This window comes from Pedobacter sp. GW456-11-11-14-TSB4, assembly GCF_059424425.1.
Genome location: NZ_JBWKZK010000001.1, coordinates 500634 through 516489, shown reverse-complemented (window position 1 = coordinate 516489; position 15856 = coordinate 500634). Strand labels below are relative to the sequence as shown.

Below are 15856 nucleotides of genomic sequence, written 5' to 3'. Positions count from 1 at the left end.
TATAAATAATGAACAGTCTATTTAAATATGGATTTATTTTAAGCTTGATAATAGTAAATACACCTTCCTTGGCTTTAGATTCTTTGAAGTTAGTAGATCACTCGAAATCTAGTTTTACAATTATTATACCTAGTGCAGCGTCAAAAACTGAATTAGAAGCGAGCAAAACATTACAGCAATACATCGAACGCGTTACTAATTTAAAACTTAAAATCCACAGTGATACATCTCCAAAAACTAAATTTGAAATCCTTTTAGGTAAAACTAACCGTTATAAAAAAAGCGGTTCGGTTAAACCTGAAGCTGATTTTTATTTAATTACAAACGCCAACCAAATTGTAATTGATGGAAGAGGTAACAAGGGACTATTTTACGGTGTTTATTATTTTATAGAAAATTACTTGGGGTGTAAAATGTATACCGATCAATTTTCCGTTATACCTTCAAAAGCAAATTTAAATATTCCCAATAATCTTAATGTACAAGCTAAAGCCGATTTCGATTACAGAGAAGTATATTATCCTTATGCTAAAAATCAAACCTATCTCGATTGGCATAAGTTACAAAAGTTAGATGATCATTGGGGTTTGTGGGTGCATACCTTTGATAAGTTAGTGCCAGCAAAGCAGTATTTCAAAACCCATCCAAATTATTTTGCGCTAGTTGATGGCAAAAGAAAAGATAGTCAGCTTTGCTTAAGTAACCCTGATGTCTTTAATATTTTAACGAAAAATTTGCGTGAAAGAATATTAGATGAGCCAACCATGAAATATTGGTCGGTTAGTCAGAATGATGATTTGGGTTATTGCGAATGTAATTTATGTAAAGCTGTAGATGAAAAAGAAGGAGGGCCGCAAGGTTCGATTTTAAAATTTGTAAATAAAGTTGCTGCACAATTTCCAGATAAAATTATTTCTACGCTAGCTTATAGCTATTCTCAAAGGGCTCCTCGCACTTTAAAGCCTGCAAAAAATGTTCAAATTATGCTTTGCAGTATAGATTGTAATAGGAGCTTGCCTATAGCAACCGATCCTCGATCTGCTGGTTTTAGACGAGACCTTAAAAACTGGAGCCAAATCACATCAAACCTTTTTGTATGGGATTATAATGTACAGTTTACCAATTATGTAAGTCCTTTCCCAAATTTAAGGGTATTGCAAGCTAACCTGCAGTTTTTTAAAAACAACGATGTAAAAGGAGTTTTTTTACAGGGAAGTGGAGATACACCTGCAGAGTTTTCGGCATTAAGAGCCTATATTTTGGCCAAGCTTAGCTGGAATGTTAATGAAGATGTGGAGCAACTAACTCAAACTTTTTTAAAAGATTATTATGGTAATGCAGCCCCATTTATTCAAAAATACATCAATTTATTGCATGATAGTTCTGAGAAATCTGGCAAGATATTAGACATTTATGGAAGCCCAGTTACAGCGCATCGTACTTATTTAACCCCAGAATTAATTGAAAAATACGGTAATTTATTCGAAGAAGGTGAGCAAGCGGTAAGAGCTAATTCAACATTTTTAGCTCATGTTAAAGCAGCGAGATTACCAATTGAATATGCAGTTTTGCAGCAATCAAAATTTTATGGTATAGAGAAGCACGGAGCATTTATTAAACAAGACAAAGGCTGGATCACTAAACCTACAATAAAAACAAAAGTAAACTCCTTTGTTGCAATGGCTAAACTAGCCAGCATAACCGAATTAGCCGAAGGTGGATTTAATCCTGATGAATATGCTAGAGATTGGGAAACTGTAATGGCTGATGGACCGAAAGATCATTTGGGTTTAGGAGCAAAAGTAAACTCAATTATTCCTTTTAGCGAAGAATATATAAACAAAAGTGCCAGAACACTAACAGATGGCAGTAGGGGTTATTTAGATTATGATTACAACTGGTTAGGATGGTACGGAGATGATATGGAAGTGGTAATTGATTTGGGCAAAATCATCGAAATCAATTCAGTTAATGCTAGCTTTTTAGAAGATCAAAGGCATTGGGCTTTTCCGCCGGCAATGGTAAACTACAGCTTTTCTTTAGATGGAGAAAATTTTTCAGGATCATATGAATTAAAGTCAAAGCATGATTTGTATGAGGAGTATATTAAAAGTGTAGTAGATTATCCATATAATTTAGCTGAACCGCTAAAGGCAAGGTATGTAAAAGTTAAGGCTAAAAATTTAAAACAATTGCCACAGTGGCGTTACTATAAAAATAAAAAAGCTTGGCTCTTTGCCGATGAAATCATGATAAAATAGCAATCCTGCCATGCTGCTTAAAAGAAAATTAAATCAAATCATTTTATCGTTTCGGCCATTAATTTTACCATTATTTGCTGCTTTTCTATTAATGAGAATTATCGAAATCGCATGCTTAAAAAATGGATTAATTGAGAATGAATCGTTAACTAAAATATTTTTGCTCGCTTTAAAAGTAGATTTAATATTTTACATCAAATTTTTGCCATTTCTGTTTATTATCCACTTAATCATCAAGTGCCTATTTTCTTCAGTTAAATATGTTCACTTGATAACTATCGGTTTAATACTTATCATCAGCAACGCCGCATTAATTATTTACGACATCACTGCCTTAGTGCCCTTAGGAGCCGATATGCTTGGCTATTCGGTAAGTACAGCATTCGGCATTGTTAAAGATAGCCTACAATTTAATTTTCAAAATGTTATTTTACTTGTTGTACCTATCTTGCTCTTTTTGGCTTTATTTTTTTGGTTTAACAAATATTGCATCTCACAACTTTATCTGAAAATTACATTGGCTTTGGGCATATTTTTATTAGTTTTTCAGGTTTCGAGTTTGCAAAAAATGGCTCATTTTAAAACTGAATATGCATTTAATTTGGCACAAAATAAGATGGCTTTTTTTACAATTAAGCTGTCTGATTATTATTACCATGATGAAGATTTAAAACCAAATTTTATCGCCAAGCCAATTTATATTGATCAAAATTATCCATTTTTAAAAGTTGATGAGGCGAATGATGTTTTAGGTCCGCTTTTGAACCTCGACACACTTAAACTTCCGGATGTTGTAATTATACAAGTAGAAGGTTTGGGCAGGGCTTTCAGCGGTGCAAATGCTTATTTAGGAAGCTTTACCCCATTTATTGATAGTTTAGGAAAGGAAAGTATTTATTTTGCTAATTTTTTAGCTGCTCAAGGCAGAACATTTGCTGCATTGCCTAGTATTTTGGGTTCTTTACCTTTTGCAGAAACTGGATTTAATGACTTAGAAAATCAAATGCCTAAGTTCAACTCGATTTTAAATATTGCTAAAGCCAATGGCTATAAAAGTATCTACTTTGGCGGTTTTGAGATGGATTTTGATAACCAAGGTTTCTTTATGCAAAAAGCTGGAGTTGATGAGATCGTAAGTTCCTCAGATTTTGATAAAAGTTTAAGAATGGCTTCTCCAATTGGATACAGTGATGGAGATTTATTTAATCGGGTTTTAAATCATAAAAATGTAAATGCACCAACTATAAAGTACATTCAAACTATAAGTATGCATAATCCATTTACTGTTCCGAACCAACAAAAATATAAGTTGATGTTCGAAAACAGAATGGATGATTTGAAATTTAAAGCAAGTCAAAAATCTCAGCACAGAACTTATAGTAGCGTTTATGAAAGTATTTTGTATACAGATGAATCGCTTAGGTTATTTTTCAATTCCTACTCAAAATTGAATAAGTTTAACAACACCATCTTTATCATTACCGGAGATCATCGCTTACCAGAAATTCCCTTGTCAACAAAAATTGATAGATATCATGTACCACTAATTATTTATTCTCCAATGTTAAAACAGGGCAAAATTATTCAATCTATTTCTTCTCATTTAGATATAGCACCATCACTTAATGCATTGTTTAAACATTCTTATCAAATGAAAACACCTTCAAATGTTACTTGGCTTGGTGATGGTTTAGATGTTTATGCTGGGTTTAGAAATGTTCATCAATATCCTTTAAAACAAGGTAAAACAACTTTGCATAATTTCCTATCGGGAACATTTTTTGTTGATGAAGGCAGTTTATATAAAATAGATCATAAAATGGATTTATCAACTGCGAAGGATAACAAGCAACTCCAAATCATCAATCGGCAATTCGATTTGTATAAATTTAAAAACAATGTTTTTTTAAAAAGCAAAAAGTTAATGCCTTAAACAGAATAAAGTTTAAAAGCACAGAATGTTTCTAAACTAAAATGAAATTATACAGTCTCGGTTCAATCGGCTAGCTTTGTTCAAAATAAAAATTATGTCTAAAACTAAACTTACAATAAACAACAACGGTTCAGTAAAAATCGAGGGCGATTTTGAAATTGTTGATAGATGTGGTAATGCTTATGGCTTACAAGGAAGAACAGTAGTTTCGGTATGTCGCTGCGGTTTATCTAAAAACAAACCTTTTTGTGATGGATCACATAACGGCCATTTTGAGCATGATGCAATAGCATTTGATTTGCCTCCAAAAAAAGTATAAAAGATTTTAAATTGCTGGTTCTACCGGCATTTTTTATGCGTTTGTAATTTTCCTCTTTATCTCGAATTTATACGGGAGTTTAGTGATGAAAAACAAAGCAGTTACCGTCATTACAATTTGCATAACAATTATAGAGATTGCAACAATCTCAGTAAATGATCCGGTAGGCATTACAAAAAGCTTGTAAATGTTTCTGGCAATTAGAATAAGCAACAAATATTTGGCAAGAGAAAAACGGCGTTTAATGAGGATAACCGAAAAATAGCGGATCACTAAAATTAAAATTGCAATTGCTAAATCTTCTAATTTAGTTAGATTACGTAAAAATAGATTAATAAAACCAATTACAAGACTACATAATACTAGATTAGAAGCAATGCTGTAATAATCTATATATTTAACTTTCATGAGGCGATAAAAGATTTTTTTGTAAATATCTAAAAATTAAAAATATTTTACAACATTTAAGTGTATTTCATTATCTAATTATTCAGTAGTTTAATTGTGGAGTCAATTAACTTATGAAATTTTATCCAAAAGCCATAACAGAACTGAGAACGGGTATTCAAAACATAGATGTCGATTTATTGTTTTAAATCAACAATATCTATCTATGAAAAAGCTAAAAAGTATAATTTTTCTCTTACTCCCTTGTTTAATTTTATTTTCTTGTAAAAGTGGTCCGTTTAATTTACTCAAACCAGCTACACCACATCAAGCTTACGAGAGAAAACTCGTAAGTGCTGGTTTAGACAAAACGGCAATAGGCACAAAGTGGATAAATAATGCACAGCAAAGTTTGCAAAAAGCAGTTGCAATCAAACTTCCTTATCAAGAAACAGGCTACTTCTCTGCCGAAAAAAATGAAGCTATTGCTTTTAAATTCCAACTTTTAAAAGGTCAGAAGCTGCAGGTTAATTTAAATAGAAAGCCGATAGAAAACTTCATGATTTATTCAGATTTGTTTGAGCTTGATGGTACAAATTATAAATTTTTAGCTTCCGCAGATACTCTGGGTTTTAATATCCAGCTTGATGCTGACCGAAGTGGAACTTACATTTTAAGGCTACAACCAGAATTATTGGGCAGTGGCGAATTTACTTTGGCAATTACTGTAGGTGCATCTTTAAATTTTCCTCTAAAATCGGCTAACAGAAGCTCAATTAAAAGCCTTTGGGGTGTAGACAGAGATAAAGGAGCTCGTAGACATGAAGGTATTGATATTTTTGCGCCATTAAGAACACCAGTTTTGGCTGTTGCCGATGGTACAGTAACCAGAGTAAATACCAATAATTTAGGCGGAAAAGTAGTTTGGTTTAGACCACAGAACAAAAGTTACACACTTTATTATGCGCATTTAGATGAACAAACCGTAAACGATGGACAAGCTGTTGTTTTAGGCGATACTTTAGGTTTAATGGGAACTACTGGTAATGCTCAAGGCGGTTTGCCACATTTGCATTTGGGAATTTATACTAATGGAGGCGCAGTAGATCCGCTGCCATATGTAGACCCTACTGTGCAAACCGCACCAAAAATAATAAGTTCAACATCGGCGTTAAATACAACAATGCGAACTAACGCAGCCGTAAAACTCTTGGTAGATTCGCAGTTGGTTAGTCTAAAGTCGGGTACAATTGTAAGAATAAATGCTGCTAGTCAAAATAATTACAGGGTAGAATTGCCCGATGGAAAGTTTAGCTACATTGCCAATACTAAACTTAATGAAGCTAAAAAACCCCTTCGTACAATTAAAGTTAGTTTAGCAGAACAAGCGTTATTCGATAGACCAGAGCCAGCTGCCGCAGTAAAATCATTGCTTAAAAATGGCGATGTGGTAAGTGTTATTGGTGGTTTTGAAAATTACCAACTTGTTGTAAATGATGATAATATAGTAGGTTGGATGCTCAAATAATTCAAATTATTCCTAATTTGTTTATAAGATTTTGAATTTTGATTAATCCTTATTCCCGTTCTCTTGTCATACGTGTGTAATCGCAGATTGTTATGAAAAAAATTCACAGTTTTTACATCAGTATTATAGCCTTTAGTTTGGCTTTAGTGCTTTCATCGTTTGTAAGAAATTCAAATGGAAAAGAAAAATTTAATTTGCCTTATAAGCAAGCCGGATTAACACAGCAACAAGCAGTTGCGCATTTGTTAAGTAGGTTTACTTACGGTGCCAAACCCGGAGATGTTGATGCGGTTTTAAAAATTGGTATCGAAAAATGGTTAAATCAACAATTTGAAGGAAATTTAAATGACAATGAGCTAGATGCTAAATTAAAAGTTTTTGATGCGATTAACTTAAGTAATACAGAAGTAGAAAATTTATATCCTCGTAATGCGCAACTAGTTCGTTTTGCTGTAAGAGATGGCGCTGTACATAAAGACTCGGTAAATGGCAAAGAATACAGAAATTTGTTAACGGCATATATGAAAGAAAAAGGTTACAGACCTCAGCAAGAATTGTATCGCCAATTTATCAACCAAAAAATATTAAGAGCTAGTTATTCTAACAATCAGTTTAGAGAATTGATGACAGATTTTTGGTTCAATCACTTTAATGTGGCTTTAAGCAAAAATCAATGCGCTTCTTATGTACCTGCTTATGAGAGAGATGTTATTCGCCCAAATGTTTTTGGTAGTTTCGAAAATTTAGTTTTAAGTACAGCTAAATCTCCAGCAATGCTGATGTATTTAGACAATTTTACAAGTTCTGGCACCAATGATCCTGCAAATCAACCTGCTGATATGATGATGGGGGATCAAATAAATTCAGCAAATCCTCAACAAAAAAAGAGAGCTGCTGCATTACAAAAATTACAGGCCAACAAAAAGAAAGCTGCCAAATCTGGCCTAAATGAAAACTATGCTCGCGAGGTTATGGAATTGCATACTATGGGTGTAGATGGTGGTTATACACAGAACGATGTTACGCAAGCCGCTCGTATTTTAACAGGTTGGACTTTAGCACCAATGGGCGATAATGGTTATGGTGCGCCAATTAAAAAGATGATTGATAACATTGGTGAAGCAAACTTAGCCAAAAGAGGTTTTGTACGTGAAGGCGATTTTATGTTTGTGCCTAACAGACATGATAATGGTGAGAAAACTGTTTTAGGAAAGAAATTTCCGGCAGGTGGCGGTTATGAAGAAGGTGTAGAATTACTGAAAATGTTAGCTCACCACAAGGCAACTGCTCAATTTATTTCGGGCAAAATTGCTACTCGTTTTGTAAGTGATAATCCGCCAAAAAGCTTGGTAGACAAGATGGCGAAAACTTTTACCAGCAGCAAAGGCGATATTGCAGCCGTTTTAACTACCATGGTAAATTCACCAGAATTTTGGTCGGTAAGTGCCTTAAGAGAAAAAACAAAATCTCCTTTTGAATTGGCAATTAGTGCAGTAAGAAGTTTAGATGCAAAAATTAATCAGCCTTACCAATTGTATACCTGGATTAATAAAATGGGTCAACAAATGTATTATTACCAAGCGCCAACTGGTTTTCCAGACCGCGGCCAATATTGGATTAATACTGGTTCATTGTTAAATAGAATGAACTTCGGTTTAGCTTTAGCCTCACAAAAAATACCTGGCGTAACCTTTAATTTGGCGGCAATGAATAACAACCACGAGCCAGAAAGTGCAGAGGCTGCATTAAAAATTTACAGCAAGTTGTTAATGCCTGAGCGTAAGCTCGACGAAACCATTGCCAGGTTAAAACCAATGCTAAACGATCCGAATTTGGAAAATAAAGTGATGCAGGCTGCAGAAAAAACTGCGCCACCTATGCAAATGAATACCATGGCAAATGAAGATGCTAATTTGATGGATGATGGTGAAAAGATGAAGAAAGGGAAAAAAGCATTGGCCAACGCAAATCCAATACAAAAGGCTGGCTCAATAACTATGCTCTCGCAGGTTGTTGGCGTAATTATAGGTTCACCAGAGTTTCAACGTAAATAATCAGATCATGACATCAAGAAGAGGATTTTTAAAAGCAGGCGGCTTAGCCCTATTTGGTATTGGTTTAAGTGGTGGTATGCCAGGTTTTTTAGCTGATGCAGTTGCAGGCACTACCACACCAGGTTTGTTCAAGAAAAGAAAAATCATGGTTTGTATTTTTCAACGCGGAGCGATGGACGGATTGATGGCCGTAACACCATTTACAGATCAGAATTTAAGAGCAGCCAGACCAGGTTTGTTTATGAGCGCCGCACAGGGTGGAAAAAATAAACCGCTCATAGATTTAGATGGTAAGTTTGGTTTACATCCATCAATGAGTGCATTTGAGCCTATGTTTAAAGAAAAACGCATGGCAATTGTACACGGCATTGGCTCACCAAATAATACCCGTTCACATTTTGATGCGCAAGATTTCATGGAATCGGGTACGCCATTTAAAAAAGGTACTGCTAGCGGTTGGTTAAATCGTGCGGTTGGTTTATTAGGTCATGATGCGGCTACACCTTTTCAAGGGGTTAGTTTAACTACCTCGTTACCTAGGTCATTTTATGGGGATAATCCTGCAGTTGCCATTAACAATTTGGCCGATTTTAATATTCAGTTGAAAGGTAACCAAGCAGGAGCAAATCTGGCTTCTAAAAGTTTCGAAGATTTGTATGATCAAACTTCATCTGGCTTGTTAAAAAATACAGGTAAAGAAAGCTTTGATGCCATTAAAATGCTTCAAAAAACCGATACTAAAAATTACAAACCAGAATACAATGCGGTTTATCCAAACACTGCTTTAGGTAATTCGCTAAAACAAATTGCCCAATTAATTAAAATGGATGTAGGTATGGAAGTTGCTTTTACCGAATCTGGCGGTTGGGATACACACTTTAACCAAGGTACAGATACTGGTATTTTTGCCCGTAATGTAAACGATTTAAGCAATAGCATTATGGCATTTTGGACAGATATGGGTAAATATCAAGACGAAGTAACTGTAATGACCATGACTGAATTTGGAAGAACAGTTGCGCAAAATGGAACAGGTGGAACAGATCACGGTCGTGCGTCTTGTAATTTTATTTTAGGTAATTCGGTTAACGGTGGTTTAGTGCATGGTGTGGTTAATCCATTGGTGAAAGAAAACTTAGAAGATGGTAGAGATTTAGCCGTAACTACGGATTTTAGAGCTGTATTTAGCGAAGTAGCCGATAAACATTTGGGCATTAATAACGATCAAGTGCTTTTTCCAGATTGGCAAGGCAAGCAAATAGGAGTAATGAAGGGATAATCCTATCCCAGCCTCTTCAAAGGGGAGGAGTAATGCCAATCTACATGTTTTATTTTGAGTTTAGGATGAGTTTTGAAAGAGGTTGTCAGAATTATTTTAAGATTAATTGACTAAATAATATTTTGTGCGGTCGTCATTCCCGTGAAAACGGGAATCGTAATGCTATAAAATATTGATTGTCGATCCCCATAAAAAGCATTATCGTGACAGTAAGCAAATAAATGATATTGAAGATCAACTTTTTATATTATCGATGAAGTTTTAAGCGTTGCCAAGTTTCGTGTTTCATTTCGAATTTGGTTTCATTTGCGCCATGTTTTCCAATTACCGTCCAACCTGCTTTGTAGTAAAATTGTTCTGCTCTGGTATTAAAAGCTGTTCCGAGCCAAATACTTTTTTGGCTTTGTGTAAAATACCAGTCTAACATTTCATTGTGCAGCAATTGTCCGATCCCTTTTCTTTCGAAGTTAGGATCAATAAATAATGCCCATACATTATTATCCTGCAAATCAACAATTGCAAAACCTACAATTTGATGGTCTATTTCACATACCCAACCTTTTCCTCTTTTCGTAATGAAGTTAATGCAATCCTCATCTGTAACTAAACTAGGATGAGAGAGCGTGTTTTCTTTTACTGCATTTCTTACAATTTGAATTTGTTTTACATCATCAATTTGTGCTGTTCTGATTAGCATATGGTTTGTTAATTTGCTAAAACTTTTCTTATTTATCGTTTGGGTCGAAATTAATCATCCATTCAATTCCGTACTTGTCTCTAAACATTCCGAAATAGCTATCTGCGCCAATAGCATCAAAGGGCATTTCAATTGTACCACTAGCAGAAAGTCCGTTAAACAATTTTTCGGCTTCTTCTTTGCTTTCGGCGATTACAGAAATTTTACTTCTGTTTTCATTTTCGTTGGTTCGCCCCATAATCTCGGGAACATCATTAGCTAAAAGGAAGTTTTTACCAATGGGTAGAGCAATGTGCATTAGCTTATCAGCTTCATGTGCTGCTACCGGAAATTCATCACTAGCAATATCTTTGAAACGAATGATCTTGGTAAACTCTCCACCAAATACTGATTTATAAAAGTTAAATGCTTCTTCGGCATTGCCATTAAAGTTAATGTGTGGATTGATAAGTGCCATAGTTTGTTTTGGTTGATGTGGTTTTATTAAGGAATTTTAAAACTGAGGTGCATTTTTTTAAATTTTTAGCTATAGACTAAGAATAAAGTTTCGGCCGGTGAGGACACCAGTCGATAGGGCAAATTTTCAGCTAGCACTGCCCCCGCTTTCATAAATACCAAACGCTGGTTACCATTTGGGCTTTCGGTTCGTTGTTCTTTCATCTTAGTTTTATTCCTTGTATTTCAAGTTTTTCTGCGCCTGATAAAACTCCAAAACTTCCTATTTTTCTTGTCGCAAGTTTGTTATGGATCTGATATTTTAATTTTCTCGAAGTTATTTGAATTTCTTTCCAGTCCCAAGAACTAACAAGTCCATTTATATTATTAGTGCCTTCCCACTTTAGGGCTCCGCTTTCGTTAAAGTGTCCTATATGAGAATGTTTGAGTTCATTGTTTTTCAGTCCTCCGAAATATAATTGAATAAGTCCCCAACCTTCGGTCGCATAACGAAACGTATGTCCATTGCAGTGTTTTGGATCAAGGTCAACTTTTCTAAAAATTGGTTTACCTTTATGTCTTGGTGTCCAAAGTTGAAAAGTCGTTCCGAATTCGTCTATTCCAAGATCAAACTTCGAGGATATTTCGTCACTTAATTTGTATTGGCAAATCTCTTGTCCGTATTGTGAACCTAAGTCGTAAACGTGCAGGTCTGTTTCCTTGAAAATGAATTCAAGAATTTTCAATTTGTCTGCTTTGTCTGCGAAAAAGTCGTAATTCATTAGCTATGTTTTCTGGTGTTTAGGCTTGTTAGTAACGTTTAGCAGGTTTAAGTTGAGCCTTAATTATTTACACAATAGAACCTATAGCACTAATCTAAATAAAAAGCTTCAAATTTTCGTGTTAGCACTTCGCCAGAGGCTTAACTTAAACCTGTTGTTATACGTAGTTTATTTTTTAATTACCTCAAACATTTGAGGGTTTTCGGTCGAAACCAAGATGTTTAGTTTTTGATTGTACTTGTATATGCCATCAAAGTATTCCACTCGTTGTAAAATCTGTTGGCCTTTGCATTCATATCTTAACTGAGCATAACTTCTAGGCTTCCTTCCACTGTTATCTGTTTCAAAGCCAACTACGGTAGCGATTGTTCGCACACCATTTTGATTTAATTCTCTTGTCAAATAGTTTTGTCTTAAAACCATTGTCCCAATAATAATTGCTATTCCAATAATAACTAAGAAAGCAATTTGAAGTTTATTCGAAAATTTTGCCACATCTAACCACATCATTTGAATAGTTGCGATAGAAATAATCATCATTACACCTCCATATGTTTGATTTTTAGAACCATACTCGAATGAGTTATATACTGATAAGTAATAACCGATGAAAATTAATAATATTCCAATAATGGTAATTACTTTTTTCTTTTTGTTTGAGATGTCTATGAGTGTCATTTAGTTCTGTCTGAAATTACGTATAACGTTTTGGGGCTTTGCGTTCGGGCGGGAAATCGAAGCACAAAAGTTGATATTATTACTAAAGTTTATTTAAAAAACTACTGTTGAATTTTGCACTTCAGCCCGCCTGACGCAAAACCCTTGTTGGCGGTAGTTTTATATTTTGGTTACTTGCCCACTAAATGTTCCTAAACTTAAATCAATATCTTCCTTTACTCGGCGATTAAAAATAAAAGGCTGTTTTTGTTCTTCCGGTGTCCAACCATTTGCTAAACCTAATAAAATTATTTGTCTTACTACATAACCTGTAATTATAAGAAATCCTTGATTTTGAGTTAATATATTTATGCTAGCTGACAGTATTTGTCCTTTTCGTTCTGATAAGGATACCGTAACGTAAAAGTGTCCATCGTCTTTGTCCGATTTCTTAAGCCAAACGTATTGTTGGTTGTCGACCATTATTTTCTTTAGTCCTTTTTTGGGTATTGCCATTGTTTCTACTTGTTATAACATTTTACTAAACTCAGTCAATAACGTTTTAATTAAATTGTCATCGATAGTATGGATTGGAAGTTCAGCAATTAAATAAGTTTGGTAGCCAAATCCATTTTCATCTTTAACAATGTCAAGCATTTTTGTTGACCTATTTCTAAGTCGTAACAAAAAAATTTCGTCGTTATTACAACAATAAAAATCTAATTCGTTCTGTTCTGATAATGTCTTTGGTATTTGATGGATGTCTATAATTTTCCATTCATCAATTTCTCTGTCAAAACCTCCGTTTAAGTCAATACGATGATTAAATTCTTTTACTGTCATTCTTTCTGTTTCGTTTGGTCGAAAAATTACCGCCAACTTCTTTATTGGCGCAACTGCACCATAATTAAACGTGTATAAACGAATATACACGTTTAATTCCCGATTATTAAATTTTAAAGTGCTATGAAAGAGAAGTTTTTTGTACAAGCTTTTGTTAAATAAACCCTATAGCAGCGTATGCCGTGTGAGTTAAAATATACGGCAAATTTGTAGGTAAAAAGAAGATACACGGCAGCAGCGAATAGAGGGACTGTAGCTGAAATGAAATACTGCCACTGTTTTACTAATTATTAAGATAAATATTTGAGGATTTTAACCTTTCAGTAAGAAAAACGACTAAAACAAATCCTTAATGATTTGCTCGATGCTTAAACCTTCGGCTTCTGCCCGGTAATTGCGAACAATACGGTGGCGCAAAATAGGTTCAGCAACAGCTTGTACATCTTCAATATCTGGAGCGTATTTACCAGAAATGGCGGCGTGGCATTTGGCGCCTAAAACCAAAAACTGCGAAGCTCTTGGACCAGCACCCCATGAAACGTAATTGTTAATTGCTGTAGAAGCATGCTCGGTGTTTGGGCGGGTTTTAGAAGCTAGCTTTACTGCATATTCTAACACATGATCTGTTACTGGAATGTTTCTAATCAGCTTTTGAAAATATTGGATTTCATCTGCATTGATAATTTTCTGCAGATTTACTGCCACGTTACTTGTAGTGTTTTTTACAATGGTTAATTCATCGGCAAATGCCGGATAATTTAACTGAATATTGAACATGAAACGGTCTAATTGCGCTTCGGGCAAAGGATAAGTTCCTTCTTGCTCAATAGGGTTTTGGGTTGCCAATACAAAAAATGGCTGTGGCAATTGATGGGTGTAACCAGCTGCGGTAACCGCTTTTTCTTGCATAGCCTCTAACAAAGCGGCTTGCGTTTTTGGCGGTGTACGGTTAATCTCATCGGCCAAAATAATATTAGAAAAAATTGGGCCTTTGATGAATTTAAAGTGACGGTCTTCGCCTAAAATTTCGGCACCGATAATATCACTAGGCATTAAATCTGGTGTAAACTGTATGCGGTTAAAGTTTAAATCTAACACGTTTGCAACAGTTTGCACCAAAAGGGTTTTTGCCAAACCAGGTACGCCAACCAATAAACAATGCCCGTTGCTAAAAATAGCAATCAGTACAGATTTTATAATTTCATCCTGCCCAATAACCACTTTGCCTATTTCGGCTTTAATGTTTTTAAAAGATTGGTGCAGTGCGTTTACGGCTTCTACCTCGTTTGTAAATTGCATTTATTTTTTATTGTCTTTACTGGCCCAAAGTTTAAGCTCATCGCAAGTTAAAAATTCATCGTCAACTCTAATGTAAGTAGTTTCTTTACGTTTTTCAAACCACTCGCTAATTACTTTAGCTTCTTTTTCTTTTAAAGCTCTATCTTTAAATTTAGGATAATCTTGATCTAAATTACCTTTATGTGGCGGTATTTTAGATTTTAGTAAGAAAATCTTGTAACCTTCTTTACCATCTTGTTGGTTATTAAAAGCTACTGGTTTAGAAATATTACCAACTTTCATGGTATCGATAACCACAAATACTGATGGATCTAATTTCTCTACAGGAATGAAAGTCGTTCTGGCAGTTTGGTTATCTGCATACAACATCATGCCACCATTGTATTGGGTTTCTTTATTATCTGAATAGGTTGCGGCAGCAGTAAAAAATGGTAATTTTTTGCTTGCGATGTCATTATAAATACTATCTGCCTTTAGCTTAACTCTTTCTAAACTTGCAGGTGTAGTAACCGGCCTTACTAATATATGGCGGGCATGAACTTGCTCTCCACGGCGCTCAATTACTTGTAAAATATGGTAGCCGAAGTCTGTTTCGAATACTGGAGACATCTCGCCAGCTTTTAATTTAAATGCCCAAGCTGTAAATTCTTTTGCCATTTGTCCTCTATCGAAAAAGCCTAAATCGCCACCTTCTGAAGCAGAACCCGGATCTTCTGAATAAGTTTTGGCTAAAAACCCGAAGTCTTCACCACTTTTAACACGTAACCTAATGGCATCTAACTTATCGTAAAAACGTTGTTTTTCTGCTTTGGTAAGTTTTGGATATAAAGCAATTTCTCCAACTTCTACTTCTGTACCGATATCTGGTAAGCTATCTTTTTTATAAGTTTCGAAGTATTTTTTAACGTCTAATGGTGTAACACTAGTGTTCTCGTTAATTTTAGCCTGCATTTTTTGAGCAATTAAACCTTCTTTAATATCGGGTCTCATCTCATCTTTATATTGCAGTACAGATTTTTGCAAAAATTGCTCTAAACGTTCTTGTCCGCCCATACGCTGAATTTGATAACGCATTTTTTTATCCAATTCGTCGTCTACTTGGTTTTCTTCAACAACAATTGAATCGATTTCCGCTTGCTGTTTTAACAACTTCTGTATCAACATTTGTTGTAAAAAGTAGCATTTGGCATTCTCATCTGCCGGATTACCTTGGTTAAGGTAAATAGCATACTGCTGATTTAAATCTGATAACAATATGATGTTGCTACCTACAACGGCAACAACTTTATCTAGATTAGGTTTTTGTGCATTTACATTTACAAACAAGCAGATTAAAGCGCCTGTTAATAATAAAAATTTCTTCATTCTATTTTTGTTCAATT

Annotated in this window: 15 protein-coding genes; 6 read left to right on the top strand and 9 right to left on the bottom strand. The window is 34.7% G+C overall.

Annotated features, from left to right (window positions below):
* Positions 1-8: 8 nt before the first annotated feature.
* The 3 genes from AC07XU_RS02415 (at position 9) to AC07XU_RS02405 (ending at position 4513) form a co-directional block, all read left to right on the top strand.
* Complete coding sequence (locus AC07XU_RS02415; RefSeq protein WP_494942026.1) at positions 9-2261, top strand: glycoside hydrolase family 20 protein; 2253 nt, start codon at positions 9-11, stop codon at positions 2259-2261.
* Between the two features lie 10 nt (positions 2262-2271).
* On the top strand, positions 2272-4194 hold the full coding sequence (locus AC07XU_RS02410) for an LTA synthase family protein (RefSeq protein ID WP_494942025.1): 1923 nt from the start codon (positions 2272-2274) through the stop codon (positions 4192-4194).
* Between the two features lie 94 nt (positions 4195-4288).
* On the top strand, positions 4289-4513 hold the full coding sequence (locus tag AC07XU_RS02405) for a CDGSH iron-sulfur domain-containing protein (protein ID WP_494942024.1): 225 nt from the start codon (positions 4289-4291) through the stop codon (positions 4511-4513).
* Between the two features lie 33 nt (positions 4514-4546).
* On the opposite strand, the gene AC07XU_RS02400 is transcribed toward AC07XU_RS02405, so the two are convergent.
* The gene (locus AC07XU_RS02400) at positions 4547-4921 is read right to left on the bottom strand and encodes a hypothetical protein (RefSeq protein WP_494942023.1); all 375 of its coding nucleotides are present in this window, start codon (positions 4919-4921) and stop codon (positions 4547-4549) included.
* A gap of 205 nt (positions 4922-5126) precedes the next feature.
* On the opposite strand from AC07XU_RS02400, the gene AC07XU_RS02395 reads away from it, so the two are divergent.
* The 3 genes from AC07XU_RS02395 (at position 5127) to AC07XU_RS02385 (ending at position 9761) form a co-directional block, all read left to right on the top strand.
* Positions 5127-6428, top strand: a complete 1302-nt coding sequence (locus AC07XU_RS02395; protein WP_494942022.1) for a peptidoglycan DD-metalloendopeptidase family protein — start codon at positions 5127-5129, stop codon at positions 6426-6428.
* A gap of 92 nt (positions 6429-6520) precedes the next feature.
* Entirely contained in the window at positions 6521-8482 is a 1962-nt protein-coding gene (locus tag AC07XU_RS02390) for a DUF1800 domain-containing protein (RefSeq protein WP_494942021.1), read from the top strand.
* 7 nt (positions 8483-8489) lie between these two features.
* Positions 8490-9761 (top strand): DUF1501 domain-containing protein, encoded by a 1272-nt coding sequence (locus AC07XU_RS02385; RefSeq protein WP_494942020.1) that lies wholly within the window; start codon positions 8490-8492, stop codon positions 9759-9761.
* 247 nt (positions 9762-10008) lie between these two features.
* Here the strand turns inward: AC07XU_RS02385 and AC07XU_RS02380 are convergent, their stop codons facing one another.
* The 8 genes from AC07XU_RS02380 to AC07XU_RS02345 form a co-directional block, all read right to left on the bottom strand.
* Positions 10009-10458 (bottom strand): GNAT family N-acetyltransferase, encoded by a 450-nt coding sequence (locus AC07XU_RS02380; RefSeq protein WP_494942019.1) that lies wholly within the window; start codon positions 10456-10458, stop codon positions 10009-10011.
* A 28-nt stretch (positions 10459-10486) separates the two neighbouring features.
* Positions 10487-10915, bottom strand: a complete 429-nt coding sequence (locus AC07XU_RS02375) for a VOC family protein (protein ID WP_494942018.1) — start codon at positions 10913-10915, stop codon at positions 10487-10489.
* Positions 10916-11114: 199 nt separating this feature from the next.
* A complete protein-coding gene (locus tag AC07XU_RS02370) occupies positions 11115-11675 on the bottom strand; it encodes a hypothetical protein (protein WP_494942017.1) in 561 nt (186 codons plus the stop codon).
* Positions 11676-11843: 168 nt separating this feature from the next.
* A complete protein-coding gene (locus tag AC07XU_RS02365; RefSeq protein ID WP_494942016.1) occupies positions 11844-12353 on the bottom strand; it encodes a hypothetical protein in 510 nt (169 codons plus the stop codon).
* 159 nt (positions 12354-12512) lie between these two features.
* On the bottom strand, positions 12513-12848 hold the full coding sequence (locus AC07XU_RS02360; protein ID WP_494942015.1) for a hypothetical protein: 336 nt from the start codon (positions 12846-12848) through the stop codon (positions 12513-12515).
* Between the two features lie 12 nt (positions 12849-12860).
* Positions 12861-13265: a hypothetical protein gene (locus AC07XU_RS02355; RefSeq protein WP_494942014.1), complete on the bottom strand. Its 405-nt coding sequence runs from the start codon at positions 13263-13265 to the stop codon at positions 12861-12863.
* 246 nt (positions 13266-13511) lie between these two features.
* Complete coding sequence (locus AC07XU_RS02350) at positions 13512-14474, bottom strand: AAA family ATPase (RefSeq protein ID WP_494942013.1); 963 nt, start codon at positions 14472-14474, stop codon at positions 13512-13514.
* Positions 14475-15839 carry a peptidylprolyl isomerase gene (locus AC07XU_RS02345; protein WP_494942012.1) on the bottom strand — a complete coding sequence of 455 codons (1365 nt, stop codon included), beginning with the start codon at positions 15837-15839 and terminating at the stop codon, positions 14475-14477.
* Positions 15840-15856: the final 17 nt, after the last annotated feature.

Excerpts from the sequence above, each read along its gene's own strand:
- AC07XU_RS02415 (WP_494942026.1), top strand. The coding sequence starts at position 9 with ATGAACAGTCTATTTAAATATGGATTTATTTTAAGCTTGATAATAGTA.
- AC07XU_RS02410 (WP_494942025.1), top strand. The coding sequence starts at position 2,272 with ATGCTGCTTAAAAGAAAATTAAATCAAATCATTTTATCGTTTCGGCCA.
- AC07XU_RS02405 (WP_494942024.1), top strand. The coding sequence starts at position 4,289 with ATGTCTAAAACTAAACTTACAATAAACAACAACGGTTCAGTAAAAATC.
- AC07XU_RS02400 (WP_494942023.1), bottom strand. The coding sequence starts at position 4,921 with ATGAAAGTTAAATATATAGATTATTACAGCATTGCTTCTAATCTAGTA.
- AC07XU_RS02395 (WP_494942022.1), top strand. The coding sequence starts at position 5,127 with ATGAAAAAGCTAAAAAGTATAATTTTTCTCTTACTCCCTTGTTTAATT.
- AC07XU_RS02390 (WP_494942021.1), top strand. The coding sequence starts at position 6,521 with ATGAAAAAAATTCACAGTTTTTACATCAGTATTATAGCCTTTAGTTTG.
- AC07XU_RS02385 (WP_494942020.1), top strand. The coding sequence starts at position 8,490 with ATGACATCAAGAAGAGGATTTTTAAAAGCAGGCGGCTTAGCCCTATTT.
- AC07XU_RS02380 (WP_494942019.1), bottom strand. The coding sequence starts at position 10,458 with ATGCTAATCAGAACAGCACAAATTGATGATGTAAAACAAATTCAAATT.
- AC07XU_RS02375 (WP_494942018.1), bottom strand. The coding sequence starts at position 10,915 with ATGGCACTTATCAATCCACACATTAACTTTAATGGCAATGCCGAAGAA.
- AC07XU_RS02370 (WP_494942017.1), bottom strand. The coding sequence starts at position 11,675 with ATGAATTACGACTTTTTCGCAGACAAAGCAGACAAATTGAAAATTCTT.
- AC07XU_RS02365 (WP_494942016.1), bottom strand. The coding sequence starts at position 12,353 with ATGACACTCATAGACATCTCAAACAAAAAGAAAAAAGTAATTACCATT.
- AC07XU_RS02360 (WP_494942015.1), bottom strand. The coding sequence starts at position 12,848 with ATGGCAATACCCAAAAAAGGACTAAAGAAAATAATGGTCGACAACCAA.
- AC07XU_RS02350 (WP_494942013.1), bottom strand. The coding sequence starts at position 14,474 with ATGCAATTTACAAACGAGGTAGAAGCCGTAAACGCACTGCACCAATCT.
- AC07XU_RS02345 (WP_494942012.1), bottom strand. The coding sequence starts at position 15,839 with ATGAAGAAATTTTTATTATTAACAGGCGCTTTAATCTGCTTGTTTGTA.